The organism is Mycolicibacterium sediminis (assembly GCF_010731735.1).
In the GTDB taxonomy this organism is placed as follows: domain Bacteria; phylum Actinomycetota; class Actinomycetes; order Mycobacteriales; family Mycobacteriaceae; genus Mycobacterium; species Mycobacterium sediminis.
The window spans coordinates 3,219,870-3,246,351 of sequence record NZ_AP022588.1 but is presented as its reverse complement, the minus strand read 5'-3'; the positions used below and the strand labels follow the sequence as shown (position 1 = coordinate 3,246,351).

The 26,482-nt window shown below is 70.1% G+C and carries 26 protein-coding genes and 1 pseudogene; 17 read left to right on the top strand and 10 right to left on the bottom strand.

The window, feature by feature from the left end:
* Nucleotides 1-111: 111 nt before the first annotated feature.
* Nucleotides 112-810 carry a GAF and ANTAR domain-containing protein gene (locus G6N64_RS15560; protein WP_163797867.1) on the top strand — a complete coding sequence of 233 codons (699 nt, stop codon included), beginning with the start codon at nt 112-114 and terminating at the stop codon, nt 808-810.
* Nucleotides 811-820: 10 nt separating this feature from the next.
* Nucleotides 821-4,117 carry an ATP-binding protein gene (locus tag G6N64_RS15555; RefSeq protein WP_163797866.1) on the top strand — a complete coding sequence of 1,099 codons (3,297 nt, stop codon included), beginning with the start codon at nt 821-823 and terminating at the stop codon, nt 4,115-4,117.
* Here the strand turns inward: G6N64_RS15555 and G6N64_RS15550 are convergent.
* A complete protein-coding gene (locus G6N64_RS15550; RefSeq protein WP_163797865.1) occupies nt 4,074-4,736 on the bottom strand; it encodes a hemerythrin domain-containing protein in 663 nt (220 codons plus the stop codon). The two genes, G6N64_RS15555 and G6N64_RS15550, sit on opposite strands and share 44 nt — an antisense overlap.
* 173 nt (nt 4,737-4,909) lie before the next feature.
* Between G6N64_RS15550 and G6N64_RS29940 the strand changes: the two genes are divergently transcribed.
* A complete protein-coding gene (locus G6N64_RS29940) occupies nt 4,910-5,083 on the top strand; it encodes a hypothetical protein (protein WP_174266818.1) in 174 nt (57 codons plus the stop codon).
* 37 nt (nt 5,084-5,120) lie between these two features.
* Nucleotides 5,121-6,020 carry an endonuclease/exonuclease/phosphatase family protein gene (locus G6N64_RS15545; RefSeq protein ID WP_246230664.1) on the top strand — a complete coding sequence of 300 codons (900 nt, stop codon included), beginning with the start codon at nt 5,121-5,123 and terminating at the stop codon, nt 6,018-6,020.
* On the opposite strand, the gene G6N64_RS29935 is transcribed toward G6N64_RS15545, so the two are convergent.
* Both G6N64_RS29935 and G6N64_RS15540 read right to left on the bottom strand, forming a co-directional pair.
* Nucleotides 6,021-6,161: a hypothetical protein gene (locus G6N64_RS29935; protein ID WP_174266817.1), complete on the bottom strand. Its 141-nt coding sequence runs from the start codon at nt 6,159-6,161 to the stop codon at nt 6,021-6,023.
* A gap of 40 nt (nt 6,162-6,201) precedes the next feature.
* The gene (locus G6N64_RS15540; RefSeq protein WP_163797864.1) at nt 6,202-6,693 is read right to left on the bottom strand and encodes a nuclear transport factor 2 family protein; all 492 of its coding nucleotides are present in this window, start codon (nt 6,691-6,693) and stop codon (nt 6,202-6,204) included.
* A gap of 368 nt (nt 6,694-7,061) precedes the next feature.
* On the opposite strand from G6N64_RS15540, the gene G6N64_RS15535 reads away from it, so the two are divergent.
* Nucleotides 7,062-9,974 (top strand): MMPL/RND family transporter, encoded by a 2,913-nt coding sequence (locus tag G6N64_RS15535; RefSeq protein ID WP_163797863.1) that lies wholly within the window; start codon nt 7,062-7,064, stop codon nt 9,972-9,974.
* A 68-nt stretch (nt 9,975-10,042) separates the two neighbouring features.
* Nucleotides 10,043-10,213 carry a hypothetical protein gene (locus tag G6N64_RS15530; protein WP_163797862.1) on the top strand — a complete coding sequence of 57 codons (171 nt, stop codon included), beginning with the start codon at nt 10,043-10,045 and terminating at the stop codon, nt 10,211-10,213.
* A 10-nt stretch (nt 10,214-10,223) separates the two neighbouring features.
* On the opposite strand, the gene G6N64_RS15525 is transcribed toward G6N64_RS15530, so the two are convergent.
* Complete coding sequence (locus G6N64_RS15525) at nt 10,224-11,336, bottom strand: spore photoproduct lyase family protein (protein WP_163797861.1); 1,113 nt, start codon at nt 11,334-11,336, stop codon at nt 10,224-10,226.
* Between the two features lie 203 nt (nt 11,337-11,539).
* Between G6N64_RS15525 and G6N64_RS15520 the strand changes: the two genes are divergently transcribed.
* Nucleotides 11,540-11,785 carry a hypothetical protein gene (locus G6N64_RS15520; protein WP_163797860.1) on the top strand — a complete coding sequence of 82 codons (246 nt, stop codon included), beginning with the start codon at nt 11,540-11,542 and terminating at the stop codon, nt 11,783-11,785.
* A 9-nt stretch (nt 11,786-11,794) separates the two neighbouring features.
* Here G6N64_RS15520 and G6N64_RS15515 read toward each other — a convergent pair whose 3' ends face one another.
* On the bottom strand, nt 11,795-12,766 hold the full coding sequence (locus G6N64_RS15515; RefSeq protein ID WP_163797859.1) for a GlxA family transcriptional regulator: 972 nt from the start codon (nt 12,764-12,766) through the stop codon (nt 11,795-11,797).
* Between the two features lie 121 nt (nt 12,767-12,887).
* On the opposite strand from G6N64_RS15515, the gene G6N64_RS15510 reads away from it, so the two are divergent.
* Nucleotides 12,888-13,541, top strand: coding sequence for an HD domain-containing protein (locus G6N64_RS15510; RefSeq protein WP_163797858.1), 654 nt, complete (start codon nt 12,888-12,890; stop codon nt 13,539-13,541).
* A 190-nt stretch (nt 13,542-13,731) separates the two neighbouring features.
* On the opposite strand, the gene G6N64_RS15505 is transcribed toward G6N64_RS15510, so the two are convergent.
* Nucleotides 13,732-14,943 (bottom strand): NAD(P)/FAD-dependent oxidoreductase, encoded by a 1,212-nt coding sequence (locus G6N64_RS15505; RefSeq protein WP_163797857.1) that lies wholly within the window; start codon nt 14,941-14,943, stop codon nt 13,732-13,734.
* Nucleotides 14,944-15,178: 235 nt separating this feature from the next.
* On the opposite strand from G6N64_RS15505, the gene G6N64_RS15500 reads away from it, so the two are divergent.
* The 3 genes from G6N64_RS15500 (at nt 15,179) to G6N64_RS15490 (ending at nt 16,529) form a co-directional block, all read left to right on the top strand.
* Nucleotides 15,179-15,544 (top strand): STAS domain-containing protein, encoded by a 366-nt coding sequence (locus G6N64_RS15500; protein WP_163797856.1) that lies wholly within the window; start codon nt 15,179-15,181, stop codon nt 15,542-15,544.
* Between the two features lie 32 nt (nt 15,545-15,576).
* Nucleotides 15,577-16,011: an ATP-binding protein gene (locus G6N64_RS15495; protein ID WP_163797855.1), complete on the top strand. Its 435-nt coding sequence runs from the start codon at nt 15,577-15,579 to the stop codon at nt 16,009-16,011.
* A 137-nt stretch (nt 16,012-16,148) separates the two neighbouring features.
* A complete protein-coding gene (locus G6N64_RS15490) occupies nt 16,149-16,529 on the top strand; it encodes an STAS domain-containing protein (protein WP_163797854.1) in 381 nt (126 codons plus the stop codon).
* A 4-nt stretch (nt 16,530-16,533) separates the two neighbouring features.
* Here G6N64_RS15490 and G6N64_RS15485 read toward each other — a convergent pair whose 3' ends face one another.
* Both G6N64_RS15485 and G6N64_RS15480 read right to left on the bottom strand, forming a co-directional pair.
* On the bottom strand, nt 16,534-17,394 hold the full coding sequence (locus G6N64_RS15485; RefSeq protein WP_163797853.1) for an SDR family NAD(P)-dependent oxidoreductase: 861 nt from the start codon (nt 17,392-17,394) through the stop codon (nt 16,534-16,536).
* Nucleotides 17,395-17,396: 2 nt separating this feature from the next.
* Nucleotides 17,397-18,761 carry an NAD-dependent epimerase/dehydratase family protein gene (locus tag G6N64_RS15480; RefSeq protein ID WP_163797852.1) on the bottom strand — a complete coding sequence of 455 codons (1,365 nt, stop codon included), beginning with the start codon at nt 18,759-18,761 and terminating at the stop codon, nt 17,397-17,399.
* Nucleotides 18,762-18,984: 223 nt separating this feature from the next.
* Between G6N64_RS15480 and G6N64_RS15475 the strand changes: the two genes are divergently transcribed.
* Complete coding sequence (locus G6N64_RS15475) at nt 18,985-19,824, top strand: mycofactocin-coupled SDR family oxidoreductase (RefSeq protein WP_163797851.1); 840 nt, start codon at nt 18,985-18,987, stop codon at nt 19,822-19,824.
* A gap of 3 nt (nt 19,825-19,827) precedes the next feature.
* On the opposite strand, the gene G6N64_RS15470 is transcribed toward G6N64_RS15475, so the two are convergent.
* Complete coding sequence (locus G6N64_RS15470) at nt 19,828-20,445, bottom strand: TetR/AcrR family transcriptional regulator (protein WP_163801833.1); 618 nt, start codon at nt 20,443-20,445, stop codon at nt 19,828-19,830.
* A gap of 150 nt (nt 20,446-20,595) precedes the next feature.
* Between G6N64_RS15470 and G6N64_RS15465 the strand changes: the two genes are divergently transcribed.
* Complete coding sequence (locus tag G6N64_RS15465; protein WP_163797850.1) at nt 20,596-21,873, top strand: cytochrome P450; 1,278 nt, start codon at nt 20,596-20,598, stop codon at nt 21,871-21,873.
* On the opposite strand, the gene G6N64_RS15460 is transcribed toward G6N64_RS15465, so the two are convergent.
* Nucleotides 21,810-22,442, bottom strand: a complete 633-nt coding sequence (locus tag G6N64_RS15460; protein WP_163797849.1) for a TetR/AcrR family transcriptional regulator — start codon at nt 22,440-22,442, stop codon at nt 21,810-21,812. The genes G6N64_RS15465 and G6N64_RS15460 overlap by 64 nt on opposite strands.
* A 107-nt stretch (nt 22,443-22,549) precedes the next feature.
* Here G6N64_RS15460 and G6N64_RS15455 point away from each other — a divergent pair, with 107 nt between their 5' ends.
* The 4 genes and pseudogenes from G6N64_RS15455 to G6N64_RS15440 all read left to right on the top strand — a co-directional run bounded on the left by G6N64_RS15455 (nt 22,550) and on the right by G6N64_RS15440 (nt 26,482).
* Complete coding sequence (locus G6N64_RS15455; RefSeq protein ID WP_163797848.1) at nt 22,550-23,383, top strand: mycofactocin-coupled SDR family oxidoreductase; 834 nt, start codon at nt 22,550-22,552, stop codon at nt 23,381-23,383.
* Entirely contained in the window at nt 23,380-24,186 is an 807-nt protein-coding gene (locus tag G6N64_RS15450; RefSeq protein ID WP_163797847.1) for a mycofactocin-coupled SDR family oxidoreductase, read from the top strand. Before G6N64_RS15455 ends, G6N64_RS15450 begins: the two co-directional genes overlap by 4 nt.
* A 62-nt stretch (nt 24,187-24,248) precedes the next feature.
* Nucleotides 24,249-25,007, top strand: a pseudogene (locus G6N64_RS15445) (carboxymuconolactone decarboxylase family protein).
* Nucleotides 25,004-26,482 (top strand): aldehyde dehydrogenase family protein, encoded by a 1,479-nt coding sequence (locus G6N64_RS15440; protein WP_163797846.1) that lies wholly within the window; start codon nt 25,004-25,006, stop codon nt 26,480-26,482. The pseudogene G6N64_RS15445 and the gene G6N64_RS15440 overlap by 4 nt, the downstream one beginning before the upstream one ends.

Below are 26,482 nucleotides of genomic sequence, written 5' to 3'. Positions count from 1 at the left end.
TGCCGAATCAGTCCGAGAGTAACCACCGCGCGTGGGTCGCCGCCCGTCGAGCGGCCCGTCCACGGCGTCAGCCCCCTTGTACCGTCGGCGGTCCTCCGTAAGCTGGCCAACGTGGAACAACGCTCCTCACTCGAACTGGCCTCGGTCCTCGGCGACCTCGCCGTTCAGATGCAGGCGGACGCCGCCGACACCGCCACCTTGCTGCGGACGGTCGTGGCGGCCAGCGTGGACATCCTCCACGGCATCAGCTGGGCGGGCGTGGCGCTGATCGACGGGGTGCGCGTCACCTCGGCGGCACCGACCGACGACGTCGCCCGGTCGCTCGACGAGTTGCAGGACCGCCTCGGCGAGGGGCCCGCGATCAGCGTCGCAGGCGAGGAGGGGGCGTTCATCGTTCCCGACCTCGGCCAGGAGCAGCGGTGGCCGGAGTTCGTCGGTGCGGCCGTCCGCGTCGGCGTGCAGTGCCTGATGTCGTTCCGCCTCTTCGCCGAGGGGGGCGAGGTCGGCGTGCTGACGCTCTACGGCCCGCTGCCCAATCACTTCTCCCAGGACGATCTGGCCGTCGGGGAGATCCTGGCCCGCCACGTCACGGTGGCGATGGCCGGCGCCGCCGCGCAGGAACAGCTGCAGCGAGCCGTCGCCAGCAGGGACCTGATCGGCCAGGCCAAGGGGATCCTGATGCACCGCGACCGGCTCACCGGCCTGCAGGCCTTCGGCACCCTGGTCCGGGCATCCCAGGAGACGAACATCAAGCTGACCGAGGTGGCGAACGTGCTCGTCACCGATTTCGAGGCCACCCTCACCCGGTAGCGCCGAGCGCATGACCGACATCCGGATCAGTCTGTTCGGGCCGTTGACCGTGCGCGTCGACGGTGACGTCGTCGAACTCCGGGGTCCGCAGACGCGCGCCGTCCTCGCTCGTCTCGCGCTGGCCGGCGGTCAGGTCGTGTCGACCGATCGGATCATCGACGACATCTGGGCCGGAGAACCGCCACCCAAGGCGCTCGGCGGCCTGCAGGTGCACGTCTCGCACCTGCGCCGCGCCCTCGAACCCGGCCGCGTCCGTCGCGCCCCGGCCACGGTGCTCGTCAGTTCGCCGCCCGGGTACGCACTGCGGCTTCCCACCGACGCCGTCGACGCATGGCGGTTCGAGGCCCTGCTGCGCACCGCCCCCGACGTCGCGGACGCCGCCGCACGGGCCGACGTCCTGCGCGATGCGCTGGACTGCTGGACCGGCCCAGTGCTCCCGGAGTTCGGCGACGAGGACTGGGCCGTGGCCGAGTCGGTGCGCCTCGCCGGTCTGCGCGGTGCCGCGCTCGAGCAGTACGCCGACGTCGCCCTCGGCCTCGGCAGGCACGGCGCCCTCATCCCGGAACTCGAACGCCACCTCGAGGCCGACCCCCTGCGCGAGGAGGCGGTGCGGCTGCTGTCGATAGCGCTGTACCGCGCGGGCCGACAGAGCGATGCGCTGGCGCGTCTGCGAGACGCCCGCCGCCGCCTCGCCGACGAACTCGGCATCGAGCCCGGTCCTGCGCTGCGCACGGTGGAGGCCGACATCCTCGCCCACTCCGACGTCCTGCTGCACCGCGCGCCCGTCGAGCGGCACGCCGAACCCTCGCCACCGGAAGCGTTGCCGCCGAGGGATTCTCGGCATCACGCGACCATGATCGGACGCGTCGACGAGTTGGCACGGATCGACGGGGCGGCCGCAACCGTCGCCGTGGACGGGCTGCGGACGGTCTGGATCGGCGCCGAGGCCGGCGGCGGCAAGACGACGCTCGCCGGCGTCGCCGCCCAGCGGCTGTCACTGCGGGGGTGGGCGGTGGCCCGCGGACGCTGCCCCGAGGTGGACGGTGCGCCGCCGGCCTGGGCCTGGGTGGAGGTCGTCCGGTCCCTCGGCGGCGACGCACCGGCGCCGCGAACGGCGTTCGAGCTGGCGGTCGTCGTGCGCGATGCGGTGCGCGCGGCCACCGCGGACGGGCCGCTGCTGGTGGTCCTCGACGACCTGCACCGCGCCGACGGCGCCACCCTGCAGCTGCTCCGCAGTCTCGCCCACGACGTCACCGATCGACCCGTCCTCGTCCTCGGCGCGCACCGTGGCACCGAGTCGGGCCCGGACCTCCTGGCCACGTGGGCGGCTCTGGCACCCGTCACCGCCGAGCGTCTGGAACTCGGCGGGCTCAGCCGGGCCGGCGTGGTGGCACTGGTGGCCGAACACACGCCCGAGGGGACGGCCGGGCTCGATCCCGACGTCGTCGACCGGCTCATCGAACGGACCGACGGCAACCCGCTGTTCGTGGCGGAGTTCGCCCGTCTCATCGCGTCCGAGGGACGCGCGGCGGCGGCCGCCGAGGTGCCCGCCGGGGTACGGGACGTGCTGCGCCGCAGACTGTCCCGGCTCCCCGGATCGGCGCGCACGGTGCTCCAGCAGGCGGCGGTCCTGGGGCGCGAACTCGACGTCGACCTGCTGCTGCAGGTCGCGAGGCGCGACGAGGACGAGGTGCTCGACGGTCTCGAGGCGGCCGTGCTCGCCGGACTACTGGGCGAACCGGGACCCGGCCGGGTGCGGTTCACCCACGCCCTGGTCCGCGACACTCTGTACGACGACACCCCCGCACTGCGCCGCGCCCGCTGGCACGCAGCCGCACTCACCGAGCTGCGGGCACTGCCGTCCCCCGACGTCGCCGCCCTGGCCCATCACGCCCTCGCCGCGGCGACCCCGGCCACCGCCGCCGAGGCGGCCGGTCTCGCCGCCGCCGCGGCCCGGCAGGCGCTGGAACTCAACGCACCCGCCGAGGCGATGGGGCTGGCGTCGTCCGCGGTGCGGATGGCCGACCTGGCAGCGGGTGGCGTGCCCGCCGGCGAACTGGTCGGCATGCTCGTCGCGCTGACCCGCGCGGCGGCCCAGTCGGGTGCCGCCGATCGGGCGCGGCCGGCGCGGGCCAGGGCGGTCGCCGTCGCGACCGCCGCGGGCGACGACGAGCTGCTGCTCGCGGCGTTGACGGCGTATCGGGCGCCGATCTCGTGGACCGTCTCCGGCATCGGTTCCGACGCCGCCAGCATCGAGCAGCCGCTGCGCCATGCCCTCGCGGCGCACCCGGACGTCGACCCCGTGACCCGGGTGTGGCTGCTCGTCGCGCTCGTCTTCGAGACGGAGAACGACGCCGCCGCGTACGGCATGGACGAGGTGCTGGCCTGGTCCCGGGAGGCCGTCATCATCGCCCGCCGCCACGGCGACCCCGTGGCGTTGTGCGCCGCGCTGAACGCCCGCGTCTACCTGTCGCTCGGGCCCGACCTGGCCGACGAACGGGAGGGGCTCGCCGCCGAACTGCTGTCCGTCGCTCAGCAACACGGCCTGCTGGGCTACGAGGCGCTCGCCCACTGGCTGCTGTTCCTCTGCGCGTCGGCCCGCACCGACCTGACGGAGGCGATCCGGCAGGCGGACCTCGCGGTCGAGCGGTCGACCAGCGGCCAGCTGGCCGCACTGGTCCAGGTCGTCGAGGTGTACCGCGCGGTGCTGGCCGTCCTCGCCGGCCGCGTCGACGACGCCGCCGCCGAGTACCGGCGACTCGCGCGCCAGATGGCGGAGACGGGCATGTCGAGCGCGGCGGAGGCGGCCCTGGTGTTCGAGCTCGTGCTCGCGTTCGCCCGGGGCGACACGTCCGGTCTGGCCGACGTGATGGTCGGGCTGCACGACGTCCATCCCGACGCGATGAACGAGGCACTGGTGCTCTGCCTGCTGGACGCCGGCCGGGTCGAGGAGGCCCGGGCGCGGTGGTCGACGCGAACTCCCGTGCGCCGCAACTACTACTGGCTCGCACGCATGGCGCTGCACGCGCGCGCCGCGGCACGCCTGGGCGACGTCGAGGCCTGCGCCACCACCTACGGGGAGTTGCTGCCGTGGGCGGGCCGGGTCGCGGGGATCGACTCCGGCTCGGTGGCGTTCGGCGTGGTCGACGACGCGCTGGCGCTGCTCGCCGAGGCGACCAGCCGCCCGGACGACGCCGCCCGGCACCGGCGCGACGCCAGGTCGGTCGACGCCGCGGTGACGGCTCAATTGGCGACGGCGGGCCTCACCCCCAGATCGCCCTCTCCATCCGGCGGTAGCCCGGCCTGACGAGCAGCAGCAGGACGTCGATCACCGGCCCGGCGTCCTCCTTGAGGCGCGCCAGTTCGGCGGACGAGACCGCGGCGGCGATGCGGGGCAGCTCGAACGTCATGCGCGCCGCCCGTCGGATGCGGTTCTCGACGTCGCGCCAGTCGGCGACCGAGAGGTAGCACTCGATGACCGGGAACGTGTCGCGCTCCTCCTCGGCGACGTGCTCGACGAGCATCGCGCGGACGTCGACCAGCCGGGCCGCCGTGACCGCGGCGCTACGGGGAGACGGGTCGGCGGCGAACCGGTCCACCGCGGCGGACAGCACCTCCAACTTGGGGCCGAGCGCGGCGTGGTCGTCCGAGAGTGCGGTCAGGTCGACGAGCGCGCCCGCCCGCTGATCGATGACCGGCCAGAGGATCTCGTCCTCGGCACGATGGTGATGGTGGATCGACTCGGCCATCAGTCGCAGGTACCGAACCAGCGCCCTGGTCCGCCGGCGGGTGACCGGCACTCCGCCGTCGGCCATGGCCATCGCCACACCCGTCGTACGGTCGAGGTCGCGCAGCATGACCCGGTGGGCGATGCGCATGCCGAGGACGTCCGGGACGTCGGTGGGGGTCGCGTGGTCGGCGGCCATCGGGGGCTCCTTCGTCGAGGGGTGTTCCGTCGGGACACACCCTGCTCGTGCCCGCTTGCGAGCGACTCGTGAACGACTTGGCACGGCAGTCGCCTGACGGAGGCGTAAGTGACGTCCGAGGCGGGTACGGGATCGGGAGAACGATGTACGCAACGATGCGAGGACCACAGATCATGCCGGACTGCCCAGGTAGCCACCTCGAACTCGCCACCGACCCGCCGCCCAACTCCGCGGCCACGTGCCCGACCTGCGGTCGTGCCGTCGCGGTCGAGCCGCGCCACTCCGTCCGCGGGATGACGTTCGCCGTCGCGCGACACCAGACGATCGGGACCCCCGCCCGGGGCTGAGTGCCGGGCCTGCGCGCCGTCGACGGACAATCGGGCGGTGCGCAGACGCAGACGGGTGCCGGTGATGGCGTTCGATCCCGACCGCGACCGCTGGGTGGACGCGCCCCTGCCCGCCACCGGCGGCCACCCGTGCGACCACGTGACGCTCACCACCTACAACGTCTGGTTCGACGACTTCCACGCCGCGCGGCGGCACCGGGCGATCACCGACCTGCTCGAACCGATCCGCCCCGACGTCATGGTGTTCCAGGAGGTGACGCCCGCGGCGCTGGCCACGCTGCTGAGCCGGCCCTGGATCAGGGCGCACTACCGGTCGGCGTCGGTCGTCGGCGGTGACGCCGGGAACTACGGGATGGTGCTCCTCACCCGGCTGCCCGTCACGGCGGTCACGTACGTCCCGCTGCCCACGCAACTGTCGCGCGGGATCCTCGTGGCGGACGTCGACGTCGGCGCATCGGTGCTTCGCGTGTGCTCGGCGCACCTCGACAGCGGCAAGCGGCGCGACCGCCTGCGTGCCCGGCAGTTGCGCCGCATCTTCGGGCTGCTGCGCCCGGCGCCCGACGCGGTGATCCTGGGCGACTTCAACATGCGCAACGCGGAGGACCGTCGCATCGTGGCGCCGTACCGGGACGTGTGGCCGTCGCTGCACCCGAAGGAGCCGGGGTACACGGAGGACACGACGATCAACCACATGCGCTACGACATGAAGGACAAGCACCGCCACGTCCGCTTCGATCGCGTCCTGGTCAAGGGCGGCGCGTGGTCGGCCACGGAGATCGACCTGCTCGGGACCGAGCCGGTGTCGCCGGACCTGCCGCGGGTCTTCCCGTCGGATCACTTCGGCATCCGCTGCCGGCTCGACCACCGCCCCGGCGCCGTTCGGGCGCCGCGCCGCCGCTGGTACTCCTCGCGGCGAGCCGCCGGGGCGACCTTCTAGCTAGTCGTCGGGCTCGGTCAGTTCGGGAGCGTTCTCGCGCGTGGCCATCCCGCCCTGGCGACCGTGGTCTGCCGGTCCGGGGCGTCCGCCCTTCGGCTCGTCCTCGCGGCCGTCGTCGTCCGTGTCCGGGGAACCGTTCACCGTGGACCTCCTTCGTCCACCGTCGGGTACCCGCAACGGCCTATGTCGTCACGCGTGCGGCCACCCGGGTCAGCAGGCGATTCATCCGGTCGGAGACGTACACGCTGACCAGGCCGTTGAAGAAGTCCATCCGGAGCCGGGTGAGCGTCGAGGTCGAGATTCGCCAGGTGCCGTCGGCCTTCTCGTAGGTCTCGCTGTAGTGGCCGTAGCCGCGCAGGTTGACGCCGGGCCCGAGCCGCACCACGTCCTCCAGCGCCCACACCCCGCGGGCGGTGGTAGCCGACGTCACCTCGATCTCGGGCGCGTGCACCTGGTGGACCGTGGGCTGCGCCCGCAGACTCCTGCGGGTGAAGGCGACGAACTCGTCGGCACCGACGATCACCTTCCCACCGGAACTCGAGGTGTCGCTGACGAAGTCGTCGGTGAACAGGTTGCGCCACCCCGCCCAGTCCTTGGTGTCGAGGAGGCGGCAGTAGCGGGCCTTGAGCCGGGTGATGGCCTCGACGTCGAGCAGGCGGGCGTGGTCGTCCATGCCGAGTACCGTGACACCTTCGCGCGACGACGTAAAGCGGCCGGCGCCGCCCACGGTGGACGTCGACGGCCGGCCGGGACGTGTAACCCGTCTCACAGTGGCGACGCGCAGTGGGCAGCATCATGGACGAGCGGATTGCGCTCCCACTGTTTAGCCGTACTATTCAATCAGCCGAGCAGCGCCAGACCGTCGCACGCCGCACTTACGCGATGCCGACGCCGTTCTGAGCCGGCTCACACCGGCATCCCCGGTGCCAACGCGACGAACGGTGACACAGTGACACGCGGCTTCATGCCACGCGCCCCCCGACGGGAACGACCCTCGTCGACGCTCCGCCCGACCCCGACCGTGCGTGACGTGACCGCCCGATGAGCAACCACGCCAAGGACGTCGACACCGACCGCTTCCCCAACGCCCGCGACGCGGCACGGCCCTTCGTCCCTCGGACCATCCGGTCCTTCGCGATCGTGGTCATCCTGGCCTGGGTCGCGGTCATCGCGGTCCTGAACACCGCGGTGCCGCAGCTCGAAGAGGTCGGCAAGATGCGGTCGGTCTCGATGACGCCCGAGTCGGCGCCATCGATGATCGCCATGAAGCACGTCGGCGAGGTCTTCGAGGAGTTCGACTCGAACAGCTCGGCGATGGTCGTGCTGGAGGGTCAGGACGCCCTCGGCGACTCTGCACATAGGTACTACGACCAGATCGTCGCCAAGCTGCAGGCCGACGACGCCCACGTCGAGCACGTCCAGGACATGTGGAGTGATCCGCTGACCGCGTCCGGCTCGCAGAGTTCGGACGGCAAGGCCGCCTACGTGCAGATCTATCTGCGGGGCAACCAGGGCGAGACGCTGGCCAACGAGTCCGTCGAGGCCGTCCAGAAGATCGTCGACAGCGTGCCCGCGCCCGACGGCGTCACGGCCTACGTCACCGGCGCCGGAGCACTCGCGGCAGATCAGATCGCCGCCGGCGACCAGAGCATGCGGACCATCGAGGCGGTCACCTTCACGGTGATCATCGTGATGCTCCTGCTGGTCTACCGGTCGATCGTCACCACGGTGATCGTGCTGGTGATGGTGGTACTCGAACTGCTCGCGACCCGCGGCGTGGTGTCGTTCCTGGGGTTTCACGAGATCATCGGACTCTCGACGTTCGCGACCAACCTGCTGGTGACGCTCGCGATCGCGGCCGCCACCGACTACGCGATCTTCCTGATCGGGCGATATCAGGAGGCACGCAGCGCCGGCGAGGACCGGGAATCGGCCTACTACACGATGTTTCAGGGCACCGCCCACGTCGTGCTCGGCTCCGGTCTCACCATCGCGGGCGCGACCTTCTGCCTGCACTTCACGAACCTGCCCTACTTCAACACGATGGGCATCCCGCTCGCCATCGGCATGGTGACGTGCGTGTTGGCCGCGCTGTCCCTCGGCCCGGCGGTGGTCACCGTGGCCAGCCGGTTCGGCAAGATCCTCGAGCCCAAGCGGGCCCTCAAGGTCCGCGGCTGGCGCAAGGTCGGCGCCGCCGTCACCCGCTGGCCCGGCCCCATCCTCGTCGCCACCATCGGACTGGCGCTGATCGGCCTGATCGTGCTGCCCGGGTACCGGACCAACTACAACGACCGCAACTACCTGCCCGAGACGATGCCCGCCAACGCGGGGTACGCGGCGGCCGAGCGGCACTTCTCCCCCGCCCGGATGAATCCCGAGCTGCTGCTCATCGAGAGCGACCACGATCTGCGCAACTCGGCGGACTTCCTGGTCATCGACAAGATCGCCAAGGCCGTGGTGAAGACGCCGGGCATCAGCCAGGTGCAAGCGATCACCCGTCCCGAGGGCAAGCCGCTCGAGCATTCGACGATCCCGTTCCAGATCTCGATGCAGGGCACGACGCAGAAGATGAACGAGAAGTACAACCAGGACCGTGCGGCCGACATGCTGAAGCAGGCCGCGGACATGGACACCACGATCGGCACGCTCGAGAAGATGTCGGCGCTGACCGAGCAGATGGCCGACGTCACCCACGAGATGGTCGCCAAGACCAAGGGCATGGCGGTCGACATCGGCGAACTGCGGGACAGCATCGCCAACTTCGACGACTTCTTCCGGCCGATCCGCAGCTACTTCTACTGGGAACCGCACTGCTACGACATCCCGGTCTGCTGGTCGATCCGGTCGGTGTTCGACACCCTCGACGGCATCAACACCACCAGCGACGACGTGCAGGAGCTGGTGCCGGAGCTGGAGAAGCTCGATGCCCTGATGCCGCAGCTGACCGCCCTGATGCCTCAGCAGATCACGACGATGAAGTCGATGAAGCAGATGATGCTGACGCAGTACGCGACCCAGAAGGGTCAGCAGGACCAGCAGGCAGCGGCGTCGGAGAACTCGACGGCGATGGGTGAGGCGTTCGACGACGCCCGCAACGACGACTCGTTCTACCTGCCGCCGGAGATCTTCGACAACGAAGACTTCAAGCGCGGCATGAAGAACTTCATCTCCCCGGACGGGAAATCGGTGCGCTTCATCGTCTCCCACGAGGGCGACCCCTTGACCCCGGAGGGCATCGAGCGCATCGACGCGATCAAGACCGCGGCGAAGGAGGCGATCAAGGGCACGCCGCTGGAGGGTTCGAGGATCTATCTCGCCGGTAGCGCGGCGACGTTCAAGGACATGTCGGACGGCGCCAATTGGGACCTCATCATCGCGGGCATCGCGGCCATGGCGCTGATCTTCATCATCATGTTGATCATCACCCGCGCAATCGTGGCGGCGGCGGTGATCGTCGCGACCGTCGCCATCTCGCTCGGTGCGTCCCTGGGGTTGTCGGTGCTGATCTGGCAGCACCTGATCGGGATCGAACTGCACTGGATGGTCCTGCCGATGTCGTTGATCATCCTGTTGGCCGTGGGCGCGGACTACAACCTGCTGCTCGTCGCGCGCTTCAAGGAGGAGATCCACGCCGGCCTGCACACCGGCATCATCCGGTCGATGGGTGGCACGGGCTCGGTGGTCACGTCGGCCGGACTGGTCTTCGCCTTCACGATGATGTCGATGGCCGTCAGCTCGCTGACCGTGATCGGTCAGGTCGGCACGACCATCGGCCTGGGTCTGCTGTTCGACACACTGGTGGTCCGGTCGCTGATGATGCCGTCCATCGCCGCCCTGCTCGGCAAGTGGTTCTGGTGGCCGCAGATCGTCCGACCCCGCCCCGTCCCGTCGGCGTGGCCCTCGCCACCACCGCCGGCGGGCCGTGAACCCGAACCCGTGGGCACCGGGTCGTAGATATTTTGCATTGATGACATCGGCCCGGGAAGCCGGTCCGACCGCCACGCGAGTGGAAGGATGTCAGGATGAAGTGGGGTGGCGACACGTCGACGAACCGAATCATCCTGGTGTCCGCCGTGGCCGGCGGCGTACTTGCGGCGGCCGCGTTCTATTACTACGCGTGGCGCAGCGACGTCCGGCAACTGGTCCGCGAGACCGAGGAGTTCCTGGCCGAGCAGCCGCTTCCCAGCAGGTAGCCGGGGACCGCTACGTCCAGTAGAGCGTGCGTGCCGCGGGCAGCGTCGACTCCAGCTCGGCGGCGAACCAGGTACGCAGATCGGCCATGACGTCCTTCGGGTAGACGTACTTCGCCGAGCCGTACTTGCCGAACTTGCGCGTGCGGGCCGCCTCGTCCATCTCGAGCTTGGTCCGTGGGTACCAGCCGACCAGCACGTCCTTGCTGGCCGCCGTGAACCGGTGCGTGATGCACTCGACGGTCAGGTCGAGGCCGGGGACGTCGTCGAGCGCGCCGGCGACGTCGCGCAGCATCTGGCCGTACGCCTCCCGCCACTGCGGGATCGGCATGATCGGCGCGATGGTCAGGCCCACCCGGTAGCCGGCGAGCGCGAGGCTGCGCAGGGCTGCGATCCGCCGCGGCAGGCGGGCGGTGCCTCCTTCGAACCGGGACGCGACCTCGTCGGCGTTCACGGACACCCGCACCCGCGCGCGACCCCCGTGCGGCAGGTCGAGCAGCGGGGCCACGCCGTCGTACTTGGTGGTGAACCGCAGTCCGACCGGCGAGGCCCAGTCGTGCGTCCCGACGTGGCTGATCGTGGTCGACAGCGAACCCGTCAGGTGCTCGAGCGCCAGCGGATCCGTGTAGCAGGAGGCCTCGAACGTCGTTCCCTCGTCCGACCTCTCGGCCGTGCCCGACGTGATGGTGCCCTTGCCGACGTGCTCGTCCATCCCGGCCAGGATCTCGGGAAGGTTCGCGTAGACCCGGGTGATCGGCGGGCCACTCAGGGACCCGGCCAGGTAGCAGTACTGGCAGTGTCCGGGGCAACCCTGGGCGAGGTCGATCCGCCAGTCCGCACTGGGCGGGATGGGTTGGAGGCGACGCTTGCTCGGCGGTGCCACGACCACCGCGAGGGTGCGCTTGGCGAGGGCGTAGGCGGCGCGGTCGTTCTCGGCGCGAAGGGGTGGCAGGCGGTCCCCGGACAGGACGTCGATGTCTGCGACCCCGGCGGCCTCGCAGCGGGCGACGATGTCGGCGCCGAGGGGAAGTTCTGCCGCCGACCGGGTGACCAGTACGCGGGCGGGTGTCCACAGCGTGCCGGCATCCGAGGATGGGGAGGAGATGGGAACGGATGAAGAAGTCATGACGAGTGGTCCAACACGGTGTGGGAGAGGCGGATTCCGGGCATAGAGTGACCGAGGGTGCAGTGATTACCGGCATCGATCCAGGTGAAACGTGGTGTGGTTTTTCATGCATCGCGACCGTGTTGGGCATGTCACACGGAAAACCGACCATTTCCCCGTTTTAAGGTGGACTGGCATACCTTTGGTCAGCTAACGTTCTCACCATGCCTCGCAGTTCACGCCAGACCCATGACTCCTCGTTCGACGATCTCCTGGATCTCGAACTCGAGTCCATGTGCGAGTGCGGACACCGCAACCCCGAGCACAGCCTGTCCGGGCAGTGCCACGGATGCCACGAATGCGACACCGATGGCGCCCACGACGATCACCCGTACGAGCGGTGCCGCTGCACCGCCTTCTCCCTCGCCGAGGATCCCTGCCCCGACCGCATCGCCTCGCTCGCCTGCTAGCCGCGCGGTTCAGCCCACGGCGGCGGTCCGGAACCGGTCGCGATACGCCTTGGGCGACACCCCCAGCGTGCTGACGAACACCCGGCGGAAGGTCTCCGGGCTCCCGAAGCCGGCCAGCCTCGCGCTCTCACCCACGCTGTGCCCCGCGTCGAGCGCGGCGCGACCGAGGTCGACCCGCACGCTCTCCACGTAACGCGCCGGCGTGGTGCCCAATTCGGCGTGGAACAGCCTCGTCAACTGCCGCGTGCTCAAGGCGGCATGCGCGGCCAGCACCTTGACCCCGTGATCCCCCGCGGGGTCGGCGGTGATCGCGTCGGTGACCCTGCTCAGCACCGACTGTGGCGGCGGGCTGGCCTCGACCAGGACCGAGAACTGCGATTGACCGCCCGCCCGCTTCAGGTAGACCACCAGCGACCGGGCCACGTCGCGAACCAGCGGGCTCCCGTGGTCCATCTCGACCAGCGCCAGCGCGAGGTCGATGCCCGCGGACACCCCTGCCGAGGTGAAGACGGTGCCGTCCTGGACGAAGATCGCGTCCGGTTCGACCGTCGTCAGGGGAAAGGCCTTCGCCAACAACCGGGTATGCCGCCAGTGCGTGGTGGCCCGGCGGCCGTCGAGCACGCCGGCCTGGGCGAGGACGAAGGCGCCGGTGCAGATCGAGGCCAACCGTCGCGTGGTCGTCGCCACCGCCCTGACGGCATCGACGAGGTCGGGATCGATCGGGCGTCCGACCAACCCGTCCCCGCCCGCCACGAGCACGGTGTCGACGTCGTGGATCGCCGAGATCCGGTCGGTGACGGCGAACGTCGCCCCGATGGATGTCGTCACGTCCCGGCCGTCGACCGACGCGAACCGCAGGCGGTAGTCCGCCCCGAACCGGTTGGCTTCGGCGAACACCTCCGCGGGTCCGACCGCGTCGAGCAGTTTCACGCCGTCGAACACGATCACGACGACCTCGCGCGAACCCCGATCCGCTCCCATCGGTCCATTGTGTCCGAATCCATGGGATGGACGGCAGATCCGCCACAGCATTCCTGGTCGCGGGACGCGCACGCTGGAGTCACCTCGACGACCGAGGCCGCGCCCGACTGAAGGAGCCACCATGACCGCCACACTCCCGAACCGCATCGCCGGCATCGACATCCCCGACACGCCCCTGGTGCGCGCCACGACCGCCCTCGTCCGCGAGGCCGAGGACGATCTGCTCTTCGACCACTCCCGGCGGGTCTTCCTCTTCGGTGCGCTGCAGGGGCGCCGCCGCGGATTGACCCCCGACCTCGAACTGCTCTACGTCGGCGCGATGTTCCACGACCTGGGTCTGACCGAGCGCTTCCGCACGACGTCCACGCTCCGGTTCGAGGTCGACGGGGCGAACGCCGCGCGGGACTTCCTGCTCGAGCACGGCGTCAGCGCGGCCGACGCCCGCAAGGTGTGGCTCGGCATCGCGCTGCACACCACCCCGGGGGTACCGGAGTTCCTCGATCCCGAGGTCGCGCTGGTCACCGCCGGCGTCGAGACCGACGTACTCGGCATCGGCCGGGACGACCTGCCGGTCGAACTGCTGGACGCCGTCACGGCGGCTCACCCACGCCCGGCGTTCAAGGACCGGATCCTGCACGCCTTCACCGAGGGGGTTCGGCACCGTCCGGACAGCACGTTCGGCACCGTCAACGCCGACGTCCTCGAGCGCTACGACGAGTCATTCGTACGGGAGAGTTTCGTCGACGTCATCCTCGGCAACGGCTGGCCCGAGTGACCCGGCGCGAAATGCGTTGCGCAAACGGCTGATCGGAGCTGGTTCGACCGAAACGAAGCCCCGTCGGAGATCCGGTCGCGCTCCTGTCTGAACGCGCCGGCGACGGGACTTCGCCGCACCACTGCCGCGTCCGTGACGCCGAGTGGGCCTCGTCGTGATGCCCCGGTCCGTGGGTCGGCAAACCCCTGGGTCACGCCAGGCCCTTGAGGATCAGGTTCCAGTACGTGACCGGCAACCCGTACCGGTCGAGGGCCCACGTGAACCCATGGGCCTTGAGCGGATCGATGAAGGCGGGCAATGACGACGCCGGCTCACCGCTGCGATCGAACTCACCGAACACCAGGTGTCTGCGGTCCGTCGTGACCGGCGCGACGGTGTAGCCGTCGTACTCGGTGAGCGACGTCGCGCCGCCGCGGGCGGCGAGCAGGTTGTCGACGAGGATTGAGGTCTGGCGTCGAATGGCACCGCCGGACGGATCGGTGTCGACCGTCGCGCAGTCCCCCACCGCCCATACGTCCGGATGCACCCGGTGCCTGAAGGTCCGCGAGTCCACGTCGACGAGACCGTGGCTGCCCGCCGCCTCGAGATGCGACTCCGTCACCCACTCGGGTCCGCGGAACGGCGGAACGAGGTGCAGCATGTCGTACCGGATCGGGCCTCGTGTTCCGTCCGCGTCGGTGACGGTGATCTCCCGGCGCTCGGGATGTAGCGCGGTGACCGCGGTGTCGTAGGAGACCTGCACGCCGACGTCCGTCAGGTAGCGGTTCAGGCTCTCGTCGAGCGCGGGAGCGCCCAGGAGCGACGGCCGGTCGATCAGCAGCGTCATCGTGACGCCGGGCAGCAGACCCGAGCGCTTCCAGTGCGCCGCGGCGAGGAACACGGGTTTGATCGTGGTCCCCGAACAGCTCACGGGGGGCCTGGGGACGGTGAAGACGGCGTGCCCACCCCTGGGCATCGTCCGGACGAGTTCCCAGGTCTTCTCGGCCCGGTCCACGTAGTTGCTGGCCACCCCGGCGTGGTCGAGGGCGGCGAACGTCCCGGGCAGTGCCTCCTCGTCCGGGACGAGACCAGCGGCGAGGATCAGGTCCCGGTAGCCGTAGGTCAGTCCATCCGCGCACCGGACCGTCCTGGCGTCGGCGTCCACGGCAACCGCGGGTTCGCGAAGCCACGTGCACCCGCGGGGCGTCACCGAGCGCTGGGTGCGCTCGGCGCTGCGCATCGACGCAGCACCCCCTCCGACGTACGACAGGAGGGGCCGGTAGGTGTGGACGGCCTGCGACTCGATCACCGCCACGTCGTCGATGCCGCGCCGGATCAGCCGTGCCGCGGCGCTGATCCCGGCGTTGCCGCCGCCGATGATGAGGACGTCGAATACCCGCTCGGCGGAGGTCGTTGGCTTCACCTCGCAGTGCTACCCCTTCTGACGAGGCGGAACCGGTTCGCGGGCTGCCCCGGGACGGTCGCTCCATCGCGCGGGGCATAGTCGACACCACCTAGCGGAATCGTCGGGTGCGCGGTCGGCATATCATCGACCGGCCGACGCGGTGTCCCCTCCACGCGCGACGTCGTCTCGGCCGTCAGGGTGCAGAAGGCCGCCCGCCGGTCCTGTCTCGACGAAGAATTGTGGGGTGGCCCCAATGGCCTCCAAACGCCGCTCGGGCGCCAGCGGACTGGACGTGTCGACGTCGACCACGGATGGCGTGGCCATCCTGTCCGTGTCGGGGACCGTGGACCTCCTGACGGCCCCGGACCTCGCACGACACATCGAGACCGCACTCGCCGAGGCGCCGCGCGCCGTCGTCGTCCGACTCGACGACGTCGACCTGCTGGCGTCGTCTGGCCTGCGGGTTCTGATCCAGGCGCACCGCTCCGCGGAACCCACGCGGATGATCGTCGTGGCCGACGGACCCGCCACCAGTCGCCCGATGGAGATCACCGGCGTACACCGGATCGTGCCGCTCTACCCGACGCTCGACGACGGCCTCGCGGCGCTTCAGGAGTAGTCGTCCCGCGCGGTGGGTAACCACCAGCCATCATGCAGACGAACACGTTGGACAGTCCGACCATCACGGTCAGCGGTCCCGCCGAGCCCGTCGAAGTGGCGCGGCTGCGCGCAGCCGTGAGTGACTGGGTCGACGACGTGGTCCCGGTGTCGGCGGAGCGGCGGGCCGACATCCTGCTGGCAACCGACGAGGCGATGTCGAACTGCGCAGACCACGCCTACCAGGACCGGCGTGATCCCGGATCGATGAGCGTCGAGGTCACCTACCACCACGACGCGGCCAGGCTGACCGTGTGCGTCACCGACGACGGGGCCTGGGTCGAACCGGCGCCGCGAACGTCCACCGCGCTGCGCGGGCGGGGCATCACGTTGATGAACGCGCTGGCCGACGACGTGACGATCGACGGACGCCTCGACGGAACGTCGGTCTACCTGCGCTTCTCGGCCGCCCGCGACGTCCTGGGCTGAGGCGTCAGCCACCCGGACAACGGCGATTGCCCCCGCTGGATCTACGCGCTACCCGCGGTATGAGATATTTGTCGTCGCAGGGTGCAGACGGTCGCCCTCCGCTGATCACTGGGCGACGAGAATGCAGGTGCTGCGCGATGGCTTCCGATAACCCGTCCGACGTGCGCGGTGCACACGTCGACGTCTCCGTCGTTGACGACGTCACGGTCATCGCGGTGTCGGGTGTCGTCGACATGCTGTCCGCACCGGACCTGACCGAGACCGTCGCCGGCGCGCTGGCGGCCCGCCCGGCGGCCCTGCTGATCGACCTGACGAAACTGGACTTTCTGGCCTCGGCGGGACTCGAGGTCCTGGTGAAGGCGCACCGGCAGGCCGAGGGACACACCCGTCTCGCCGTGGCCGCCGACGGACCCGCCACCAGTCGGCCCATCAAGATCACCCAGGTCGACCAGTTCGTACCCTTATACGCGACGGCGCCGGACGCCATCAACGCACTGCGAGCGCCCACCGATCGGTAGCGGGTCAGCGGCGATCCGCCACCGACTGCTCCGGCTCGGGGTCCCCGACCTCGGACGTGTACGCGGTGAGGTGGAGAAACGGTTCGATGAGCGCGTCGAACAGCGTCGGCAGGTACCGGTAGGCGGCGATGGCGGGCCGGTTGAACCACCCGACCTGACGCTCGCTGGAGTGGCGACGATTCGTGGCGCGGACGATCGAACTCGCTATCCTCGCCGCGGAAACGGAACTGGGTGGCACGACGGGGGTCTTTCCCAGGTAATTGTCGGCCGTCCCGTAGACCGGGGTGTCCACCGGCCCGGGGTAGATGCCGTGCACCCGCACGCCCGGCAGGTCCCCGTTCTCCTGCCGTAACGCTCGCACCAACCCGTTGATCGCGAACTTGCTTGCGACGTACGCTGATTGGTTCGGCACGGCGACGGTGCCCAGCAGGGACCCGACCAGTACCAGGTGCCCGACACGCTTGGCGCGGAACTCCGCGAGCGCCGACCGCGCCACGTTGGCCGACCCGAGCAGGTTGGTGCGGATGATCATCTCGAAGGCGTCTGCCGGGAGGTCCTCGAACCTGCCGAAGGCCGTGTTCGCAGCAGACTGCACCGCGACGTCCACCCGCCCGTACCGATCGACCGCCATGTCGAACAGCCGCTGCACCTGATTGGATTCGGCGATGTCGGTCGATTGAAGGACGACGTCGGCGGCACCGGCGTCTCGACATTCCCGGGCCACCTCACGCAGTGGCCCCTCGGACCTCGACGCGAGCACGATGCGGGCGTGATCGCGCGCGAAGCGCAGCGCGGTCTCGCGGCCGATGCCGCTGGACGCGCCCGTCACCACGACGACGCGCGAATCATTTACTGGCACAGGCATGATCACTGGATCGCCTGTCGAGCGCCGCGACGGATCTCCGACGCGCGGAGCCCACCGAGCGCGACGGTGGCCGCCACCGGCGCCCACCCGCCTCGCAGCGTCGCCAGGATGCCGGCGCCGACGGCAGCCGGTGCAAGCAGTGCCACCGGGTCACGGCGCCGCTGCCGCACCCGCTCGAGTGCCGCGGGCGTACCGGCCGCCAGGTTCCCGGCCACGGCGACGGCCGTGAGCGGTCCCAGGCGACGACGACGTGCGGCGGCCACGACGGCCGAGGCGCCCCAGAGCGCCAGTGTCCCGTCGTGCACCCAATCCAGCGTGGTTCGTGACGTCATCGAGTCCTCCTTCCATCCCATGGCCGCACTGGTTCCCACGACGCCTTCGGCGAGGCCGTCGATGAGTTCCCGCGCCGCCTCGGTCGACGAACGGGTAGGGGTCCAACCCAGTTCGCGTCGAGCCTTGGTCGTGTCCATCAGCGGCGACTTGGTCGCCACGTCGTACCAGCCCGGCGTGACCGCCACCACCCGAAGTCGATGCAGGGCAACGACTGCGCGACGGAACAGGCCGGGGTCGACGCCGACGGGCCGTCCGCCGACCAGATCGGCGAGGGCTGCCGAGTCGAGCGGGTCGGCCGCCACGTTGAACGATCCCCGCACCCGTCGAAGCATCATGCGCGCCACGGCATCGCCGACGTCGTCGGAGTGGACGAACTGCAGGCTCAGCCCCCTGGGCAGGGGAAGCACCGGAAGCACCCTGCGGCGCAACAGCTTCAGCGCCGCACGCGGGATGACCGGGCCGATGTAGAGGGACTGGATCTCCGACGCCGCCTCCCGCTGCACCACCACGGTTGGCCGGAACCTGGACACCACGGTGTCGGGGCGCTCTGCCTCGAAGCGGTCCAGCAAATCCTCCACCATGACCTTGTGCCGGCTGTAGGTGGAGGTGGATTGTCCGGCGGTCGACCAGGTCTCGGTGACGGGGCCCGTGGCTCCGGCGGCATAGATGCCGAGGCTCGACGCGTACACCAGCTGCGGGACACCGGCGGTCGCCATGGCGTCCAGGACGGCCTGGGAGCCAAGGACGTTCGCGCGGTACAGGTAGTCCTCGTCGTACAGCGGCTGGATCGCGAGCGCCAGATGGATGACCACGTCCGCATCACGCATCGCCGGCGCCAGGGCGGTGGCCGCGTCCGGCGACGACAGGTCGACCGAGTGCCAGCGCACGCGTTCGTAGGGTGCACCGCTCGCCGGTGGGCGCCGGCAGACGCCGACCACCTCGGCGTCGGGCACGGTGCGGGCCAGCGCGCGCAGCACACCGGCGCCGACGTTGCCCGACGCGCCGGTGACGACGATTCGCCGCGGTTCGGTCATCGCCCGCACCCGTGCGGTATCGGGAAGGCATCTGGAGACATGCCCACCTGATACACCGTCGCCCGATTCTGAAACCCGTTCGAGCGCACGCGTTCGCGATCCGTCATACGACGACCTCGATTGGGCCCGTCGACCTTGACAACGGCGGCGATCGTTGCCACTGTTCCTGATCGATCGATCAAATAATGCGCCCGCTCCGGGCGCCCGAGGCGAGGTGGGACGAATGGCTGGTCGGGTCGAGGGCAAGGTCGCGTTCATCACGGGCGCAGCACGCGGACAGGGCCGCAGTCACGCCGTCCGCCTGGCGCAGGAGGGTGCCGACGTCATCGCGGTCGACGTGTGCCGCCCGGTCAGCAGCAGCAGCGCGATTCCGCCGGCCACGTCGGACGACCTCGCCGAGACCGCCGGGCTGGTGAAGGACCTCGGGCGGCGAGTCGTGACGGCGGAGGTCGACGTCCGTGACTACGCCGCCCTCAAGGCGGCCGTGGACGGCGGCGTCGAGGAACTCGGCAGGCTCGACGTCATCGTGGCGAACGCCGGCGTCGGCAACGGCGGCAACACCCTGGACAAGACCAGCGAGCAGGACTGGCAGGACATGATCGACGTCAACCTGTCCGGCGTGTGGAAGACGGTGAAGGCGGGGGTTCCGCACCTCCTGGCCGGCGGACGCGGTGGGTCGATCGTGCTGACCAGTTCCGTGGGCGGCCTCAAGGCCTACCCGCACACCGGGCACTACATCGCCGCGAAGCACGGCGTGGTCGGCCTGATGCGCACCTTCGCGGTGGAGCTGGGGCAGCACTCGATACGGGTGAACTCGGTCCATCCCACGAACGTGAACACCCCGATGTTCATGAACGAGGGCACGATGAAGCTCTTCCGCCCCGATCTGGAGAACCCCGGTCCCGACGATCTCGCACCCGTCGCCCAGATGATGCACGTGCTGCCGGTCGGGTGGGTGGAACCGGTGGACATCAGCAACGCGGTGCTGTTCCTGGCCTCCGACGAGGCCCGCTACGTCACCGGGCTTCCCGTGACGGTCGACGCGGGCAGCATGCTGAAGTAGCCGCTAGCGGCGCCGGCGCGCCGTGGCGTCCCCGGCGGGGGCCGCGTCGTGCCGCGCGCCGAGGAGACGGTCGACGACGGCCAGCATCGCGTCGTGCCCCTCGGTGACGCCGATGGCACTCTCGGCGCACACGCTTCGCGACAGCTGCGCGAGCACCATCGCGACGACGACCGGCGGGTACGCCTCGAGGTCGACGCCTCGCGCCCGCAGTCCGATCGTCGCGGCCGCGGTCTCGATGTCCCGGACGCGTTCGGCGTAGGCGCGCAGCTCCGCGCCGATCGGCTTGCGGTGGTTGGCCAATGCCGTGAACTCGGTGTTGAGGATCGTCAGCCGCGAGTCCGCGTTGACGTCCCAGAGCGCGCGCAGCGGGTCGTCGGCGGTCAGCGCCTCGCGCATCCGGGCCAGAGAGGCGTCGGCACCCGCGCGCAGGACCGCGACGAACAGGTCGTCCATCGTGTCGAAGTAGTAGTAGACCAGTGCGGACCTCACGCCGGCGCGCTCGGCGACGCGTCGCGAGGTGGCGGCGGCGTACCCCTCCTCGCGCATGAGCGCCGCGGTCGCCTCGATGAGACGGGTCCGCGCGTCGACGTCCTTGTCGCGCGGCTTGCGGGTGGCGGCCATCCTCGACATTGTCCACGCTCCGGGCCCGCGCGTGCGCACCCGCATCTCCTTGACCGCGACCGCGGTGCGTGCTTCCATGTTCGAGGCTTGATTTGATCGATCGATCAAACGACGATCGCGGGAGCGCGACGCCGGACCGAAAGGATGGACGTGACGGACCTCGCCCTGGTCGACTACTTCTCCGATGCCGCGGTGGCGCAGGATCCCTACGACTACTTCGAGAATCTGCGCAGCCGCGGCCCCGTGTTCAGGGAGCCGCATCACGGCGTCGTCGCGGTCACGGGCTACGCGGAGGTCATGGCCGCGTTCAAGGACGTCGAGTCCTTCTCGGCGGTCAATGCGATCGGTGGCCCCTTCCCTCCCCTGCCCTTCGAACCCGAGGGCGACGACATCAGCGCCCAGATCGAGGCGCACCGCCACCTGTTCCCGATCTTCGAGCACATGGTGGTGATGGACCCACCCCGGCACGAACGTGCGCGGTCGCTGCTGAGCAAGTTGCTGACGCCGCGCCGGCTCAAGGAGAACGAGGAGTTCACGAGGCAGCTGGCCGACGACCAGCTCGACGAGTTCATCCACAACGGCACGTGCGAGTTCCTGTCGGAGTACGCCCGGCCGTTCGCCACCCTCGCCATCACCGACCTGCTCGGCGTCCCGGCCGACGACCGTGCGGAGTTCCGCCGGGCGCTGGGCGCCGACAAGCCGGCGGGCAATCAGGTGGGCGCACTCGACGGCGCACCCGTCGGACTCAATCCGCTGGAGTACCTGGAGGACAAGTTCAGCGGATACATCGCCGAGCGACGGCGGGAACCGCGCAACGACGTGCTGGGCGGCATGGCGTCGGCCACCTACCCCGACGGGTCGACACCGGAGCCGATCGAGGTCGTGCGTCCGGCGACGTTCCTGTTCGCCGCGGGACAGGAGACCGTCACGAAGCTCCTGAGCGCCGCGGTGCAGACCCTCGGTGACCGACCGGAGTTCCAGCGCACGCTGCGCGAGAACCGTGACCTCATCCCGGCGTTCATCGAGGAGTCGCTGCGGACGCAGAGCCCCACGAAGGTGGACTTCCGGTTGGCGCGACGGACCACCACCCTGGGCGGAGTGCTCGTCCCGGCGGGCACCGTCCTGATGCTGTGCCTCGGCGCCGCGAACCGGGATCCCGCCAAGTTCGAGGATCCGCACGAGTTCCGCGTCGACCGGCGGAACGTCCGCGAACACATCGCGTTCGGTCGCGGGATCCACACGTGCGCCGGCGCGCCCCTGGCTCGCGTCGAGGGGCTCATCACGGTGCACCGGCTGCTCGACCGCATGCGCGACATCACCATCAGTGAGCGGTCGCACGGGCCGATCGACGCGCGGCGCTACGCCTACGAACCGACGTTCCTGCTGCGCGGGCTCACCGAGTTGTTCATCGACTTCGAGGCGTCGTAGCCCGCGGTCATCCAGTAGATCGCCCGCTCCAGGCTGGGAACGATGTCGGTGATCGCGATCTCGCCTGCCGCGAACCGGCCGAGGAGTCCGTAGACGAGGCTCGAGATGACGGCGTCCAGGTCCGCGATGAACCTCTCGTCGACGCCTGCCAGCGCGTCCATGGCGGCGGGGACGACGACGTCGAGACCGCGGTGCAGCAGTGCGCTTCCCGTCGTCGACGACCGCGCGCGATGGTAGGCCACCAGCATCTCGGGGTGCCGCTCCCACGGCTCGAAGATCGTTCGGAACAGCCCCGCCATCGCCTCGTACACCGTCTCGTCCGGGGCCCGCTCGCGGCGGGACACCTTCGCATAGCGGTTCTCGTCGAGCCACGCCTGCAGTGCCGCGAGGATCAGGTCGTCGCGGGTCGGGTAGCGCTTGTAGATCGTCGCCAGCGAGGTGCGGGACCGCTTCGCGACCTCGCGGAGTTGGACGGCGTCGTAGCCGTCGGTCTCGAGCATGCGCACGACGATGCCGAGGATGCGGTCGTCGGAGGATCGCGAGTCGCCCTCGCGGTCAGTCGAACTCATCGCCGTCCCACCCTTGCCCGTCACGGGTAACCAGGTTACTGTACCGGCAGTAACCGTGTTGCTCAGGTCACGTCCGTGACGAGAGCACGACGACGAAGCGAGGAACGATGGGGTCACTCGAGGGCAAGGTCGCCTTCATCACCGGGGTCGCGCGTGGCCAGGGACGCAGCCACGCCGTCCGGCTGGCAGCCGACGGCGCCGACGTCATCGGCGTCGACATCTGCGCCGACATCGGCTCCAACGGCTACCCGATGGCGTCGCGCGACGAACTCGAGGAGACGATCGCACTCGTCGAGGCCCAGGGCGGCAAGATGCTCGGCTCGGTGGCGGACGTCCGCGACTACCACTCCCTCAAGGCCGCACTCGACGCCGGCGTCGAGCATTTCGGTCGCCTCGACATCGTGCTCGCCAACGCCGGGATCGCGACGATGGCCTTCCGCGAGTTGACCATCGAGGAGGAACTCGAGCAGTGGACCGACGTCCTCGACGTCAACCTCGTTGGCGCCTTCCACACCGCGAAGGCCGCGGTCCCCCACCTGCTCGCCGGCAACCGCGGCGGATCGATCGTCTTCACCAGTTCGACGGCGGGACTGAAGGGCTTCGGTGGCACCCAGGGTGGCGGACTGGCCTACGCTGCGTCCAAGCACGGCATCGTCGGCCTGATGCGGACGTTCGCCAACGCGCTTGCCGCGCAGAGCATTCGCGTGAACACCGTGCATCCCACGGCGGTCAACACGATGATGGCGACGAACCCCCAGATGCAGGACTTCCTGAAGAACTTCCCCGACGGCGGCGGACCCCACCTGCAGAACCCGATGCCGGTGGGGATGCTCGAGCCCGAGGACGTCAGCGCCGCCATCGCCTACCTCGTCTCCGACGAGGGCAGGTACGTCTCGGGTGTCACGTTCCCCGTCGACGCCGGCTTCTGCAACAAGCTGTGACCGGCCGCGTCGAGGGCAAGCGCGTCGTCGTCACCGGCGCAGCCCGGGGCATGGGGCGCAGCCATGCGGTGCGCCTCGCGCAGGAGGGCGCCGACGTCGTCCTGATCGACGTCTGCGCGTCGATGCCCGAACTCGAGTACCCGCTCGCGACCGTCGAGGACCTCGAGGAGACCGCGGAACTCGTCCGAGCACTCGGCCGCCGCGCCGTCACCGCGGTCGTCGACGTGCGCGACGAGGTCGCGATGCAGGATGCCGTCGCCTCGGGCGCAGCCGAACTCGGCGGCCTCGATGCGGCGGTGGCCAACGCGGGCGTGCTGACGGCGGGCACCTGGGACACGACCACCGCCGCGCAGTGGCGACTCGTCCTCGACGTCAACCTGATCGGCGCCTGGAACACCTGCGCGGCGGCGCTGCCCTTCCTGCTCGAGCAGGGCGGCGGCAGCCTGATCAACATCAGTTCCGCCGCCGCGATCAAGGGCAATCCGCTGCACATCCCGTACACCGCGTCCAAGCAGGGCATCGTCGGGATGAGCGTGGCACTGGCCAACGAGCTTGCGGCGCAGAGCATCAGGGTCAACACCGTGCACCCGACCGGCGTCGCGACCGGCATGGCGCCGGTGACGATGCACACCCTGCTCGCCGAGACCAGGACCGACCTCGCCCCGTTGTTCGGCAACGCGCTGCCCACCCAACTGATCGACCCCATCGACGTCAGCAACGCGGTGCTCTACCTCGTCTCCGACGAGTCGCGGTACGTGACCGGCATGCAGTTCAAGGTCGACGCCGGCGTCACCATCAGATAGGAGTGTCCGTGACCACCACCCAGGAACGACGGCAGACGGGGCTGCGGCACTACGCCGAGGTGATGACCGTCGACGCCCCGGACGACACCGGTCCGCTGATCGCGGACGGGCTGATCGACTTCGTCTTCGCCGAGATCTGGTCCCGCCCCGGGCTCAGCCGCCGGGACCGCCGCTTCGTGACGCTGGCCTGCGTCGCCGCCGCGGACGCCGACGGCCCGCTGGAGGACCACGTGTACGCCGCACTCAAGAGCGGTGACGTCGGCATCGTCGAGATGCGCGAGACCGTCCTGCACTTCGCGGTCTACGCCGGGTAGCCCAAGGCGTCGCGGTTCAACATCGTGGTCGACCAGCAGTGGGCCCGGATCACGGCCGACGGCGGTACACCCGCGCCGGATCCCGTGCCGCTGCTGCCGCTGAGCACGGCGAGCGATCCGGAGTTGCGCCTGCAGGGCGGCGAGAAGTCGTTCAAGGAGATCAACTGCATTCCCTTCGCGCCGGTGCGTGACAACCCGTACTCCGGGGCGGGCATCCTCAACTTCGTGTTCGGCGAGATGTGGCTGCGGCCGGACCTCGGCATGAAGGAGCGACGACTCGTCACCGTGGCGTGCGTGGCGTTCCAGGACGCCGACCTGCCGATCCAGTCGCACGTGTACGCCGCCCTGAAGAGCGGCGACGTGTCGTTCGACGAGATGGACGAACTCGCACTGCACTTCGCCGCCTACTACGGCTGGCCGAAGGCCTCGCACCTGAACCAGGCGATCGGCGCGCAGAAGCGGCGGGTGCTCGACGAGGCCGCCGCCGACGCCGAGGAGGCGTCGTGACCTCCGGAACCGACCTTCGACCTGCCCCGCCCGCCGGGCCGGTGGGCCTGCTGATCGGTGGCGACCGGATCACGGTCACCGCCGCGGGATCCGCTCACCAGCACGTGTATCCGGCGACCGGACAACCGAATACGACGGTCGCGCTGGCCTCGGAGGTCGAGATCGACCACGCGGTCCGGGCCGCGTGGACGGCCCAGCGCGAGTGGGTCTCGCTCACCGTCGACCGGCGTCGCGACCTGCTCGTCGACCTCGCCGACGTGGTGCACGACCACCTCGACGAGCTGGCCGCACTCAACGTGCACGACTACGGGGTGCCGGTGTCGTATGCGGGCACCGCCGTTCTGCTGGAACGCTTCCTGCGCCACTTCGCCGGATACGTGGACAAGCCGCACGGGTCCAGCACCCCGGTCAACGGTTCGTTCGACCTCAACCTCGTCGAGCGCGAGCCCTACGGCGTGGTCGCCGTCATCGCACCGTGGAACGGCGCGCTGGCGGTGGCGGGCAGCTGTGTCGCGCCCGCCCTCGCGGCCGGCAACGCCGTCGTGTTCAAGCCATCCGAGCTGGCACCCCTGGCGGCGCTCCGCTTCGGCGAGCTGTGTCTCGAGGCGGGACTGCCCGCCGGCCTGGTCAACGTGGTTCCCGCCGGCGCCGACGGTGGGGACGCGCTGGTGCGTCATCCGGGCATCCGCAAGGTCCACTTCACCGGTGGCGGCACCACCGCCCGCAGCGTCATCCGCGCCGCGGCGACCAACCTCGTGCCGGTGGTGGCAGAACTCGGCGGCAAGTCGGCGAACCTCGTCTTCGGCGACGCCGACCTCGACACGGCGGCGGTGCTGTCGGCCCACCAGGGTCCGCTGATGCAGTCGGGGCAGAGTTGCGCATGCGCCAGCCGCCTCCTGGTCCACGACTCGGTGTACGACGCGTTCGTCGAGAAGTTCGTCGCGGTGGTCGAATCCGCCGTGATCGGCGACCCGTTCGATCCCGGGGTCGGCTTCGGACCGGTGATCAGTCAGGGTGCGGTCGACCGGATCCTGCGGACCGTCGACGATGCCGTCGACCGGGGCACCGGCCGGTTGCTCACCGGCGGCCGACGCATCGGCGGGGATCTCGCGCAGGGCTTCTACGTGGAGCCGACCGTGCTCACCGACGTGGACAACTCGTCGGACCTGGCACAGATCGAGACGTTCGGCCCCGTGGTGTCGATCATCCGGTTCCACGACGACGCCGACGCCGTCCGACTCGCCAACGACACGCCCTACGGGCTCAACGCCTTCGTGCACACGCGGGACCTCCGCCGCGCCCACGGCGTCGCGCGCGAACTCGAGGCAGGCTCGGTGTGGGTGAACACGTTCAGCGACATCTCGCCGCAGGGACCCTACGGCGGCTACAAGCAGAGCGGCTTCGGCCGCACCGGCGGCATCGACGGGCTCAACGAGTTCCTGCAGATCAAGAACATTCGCATCGCCATGGGGTGA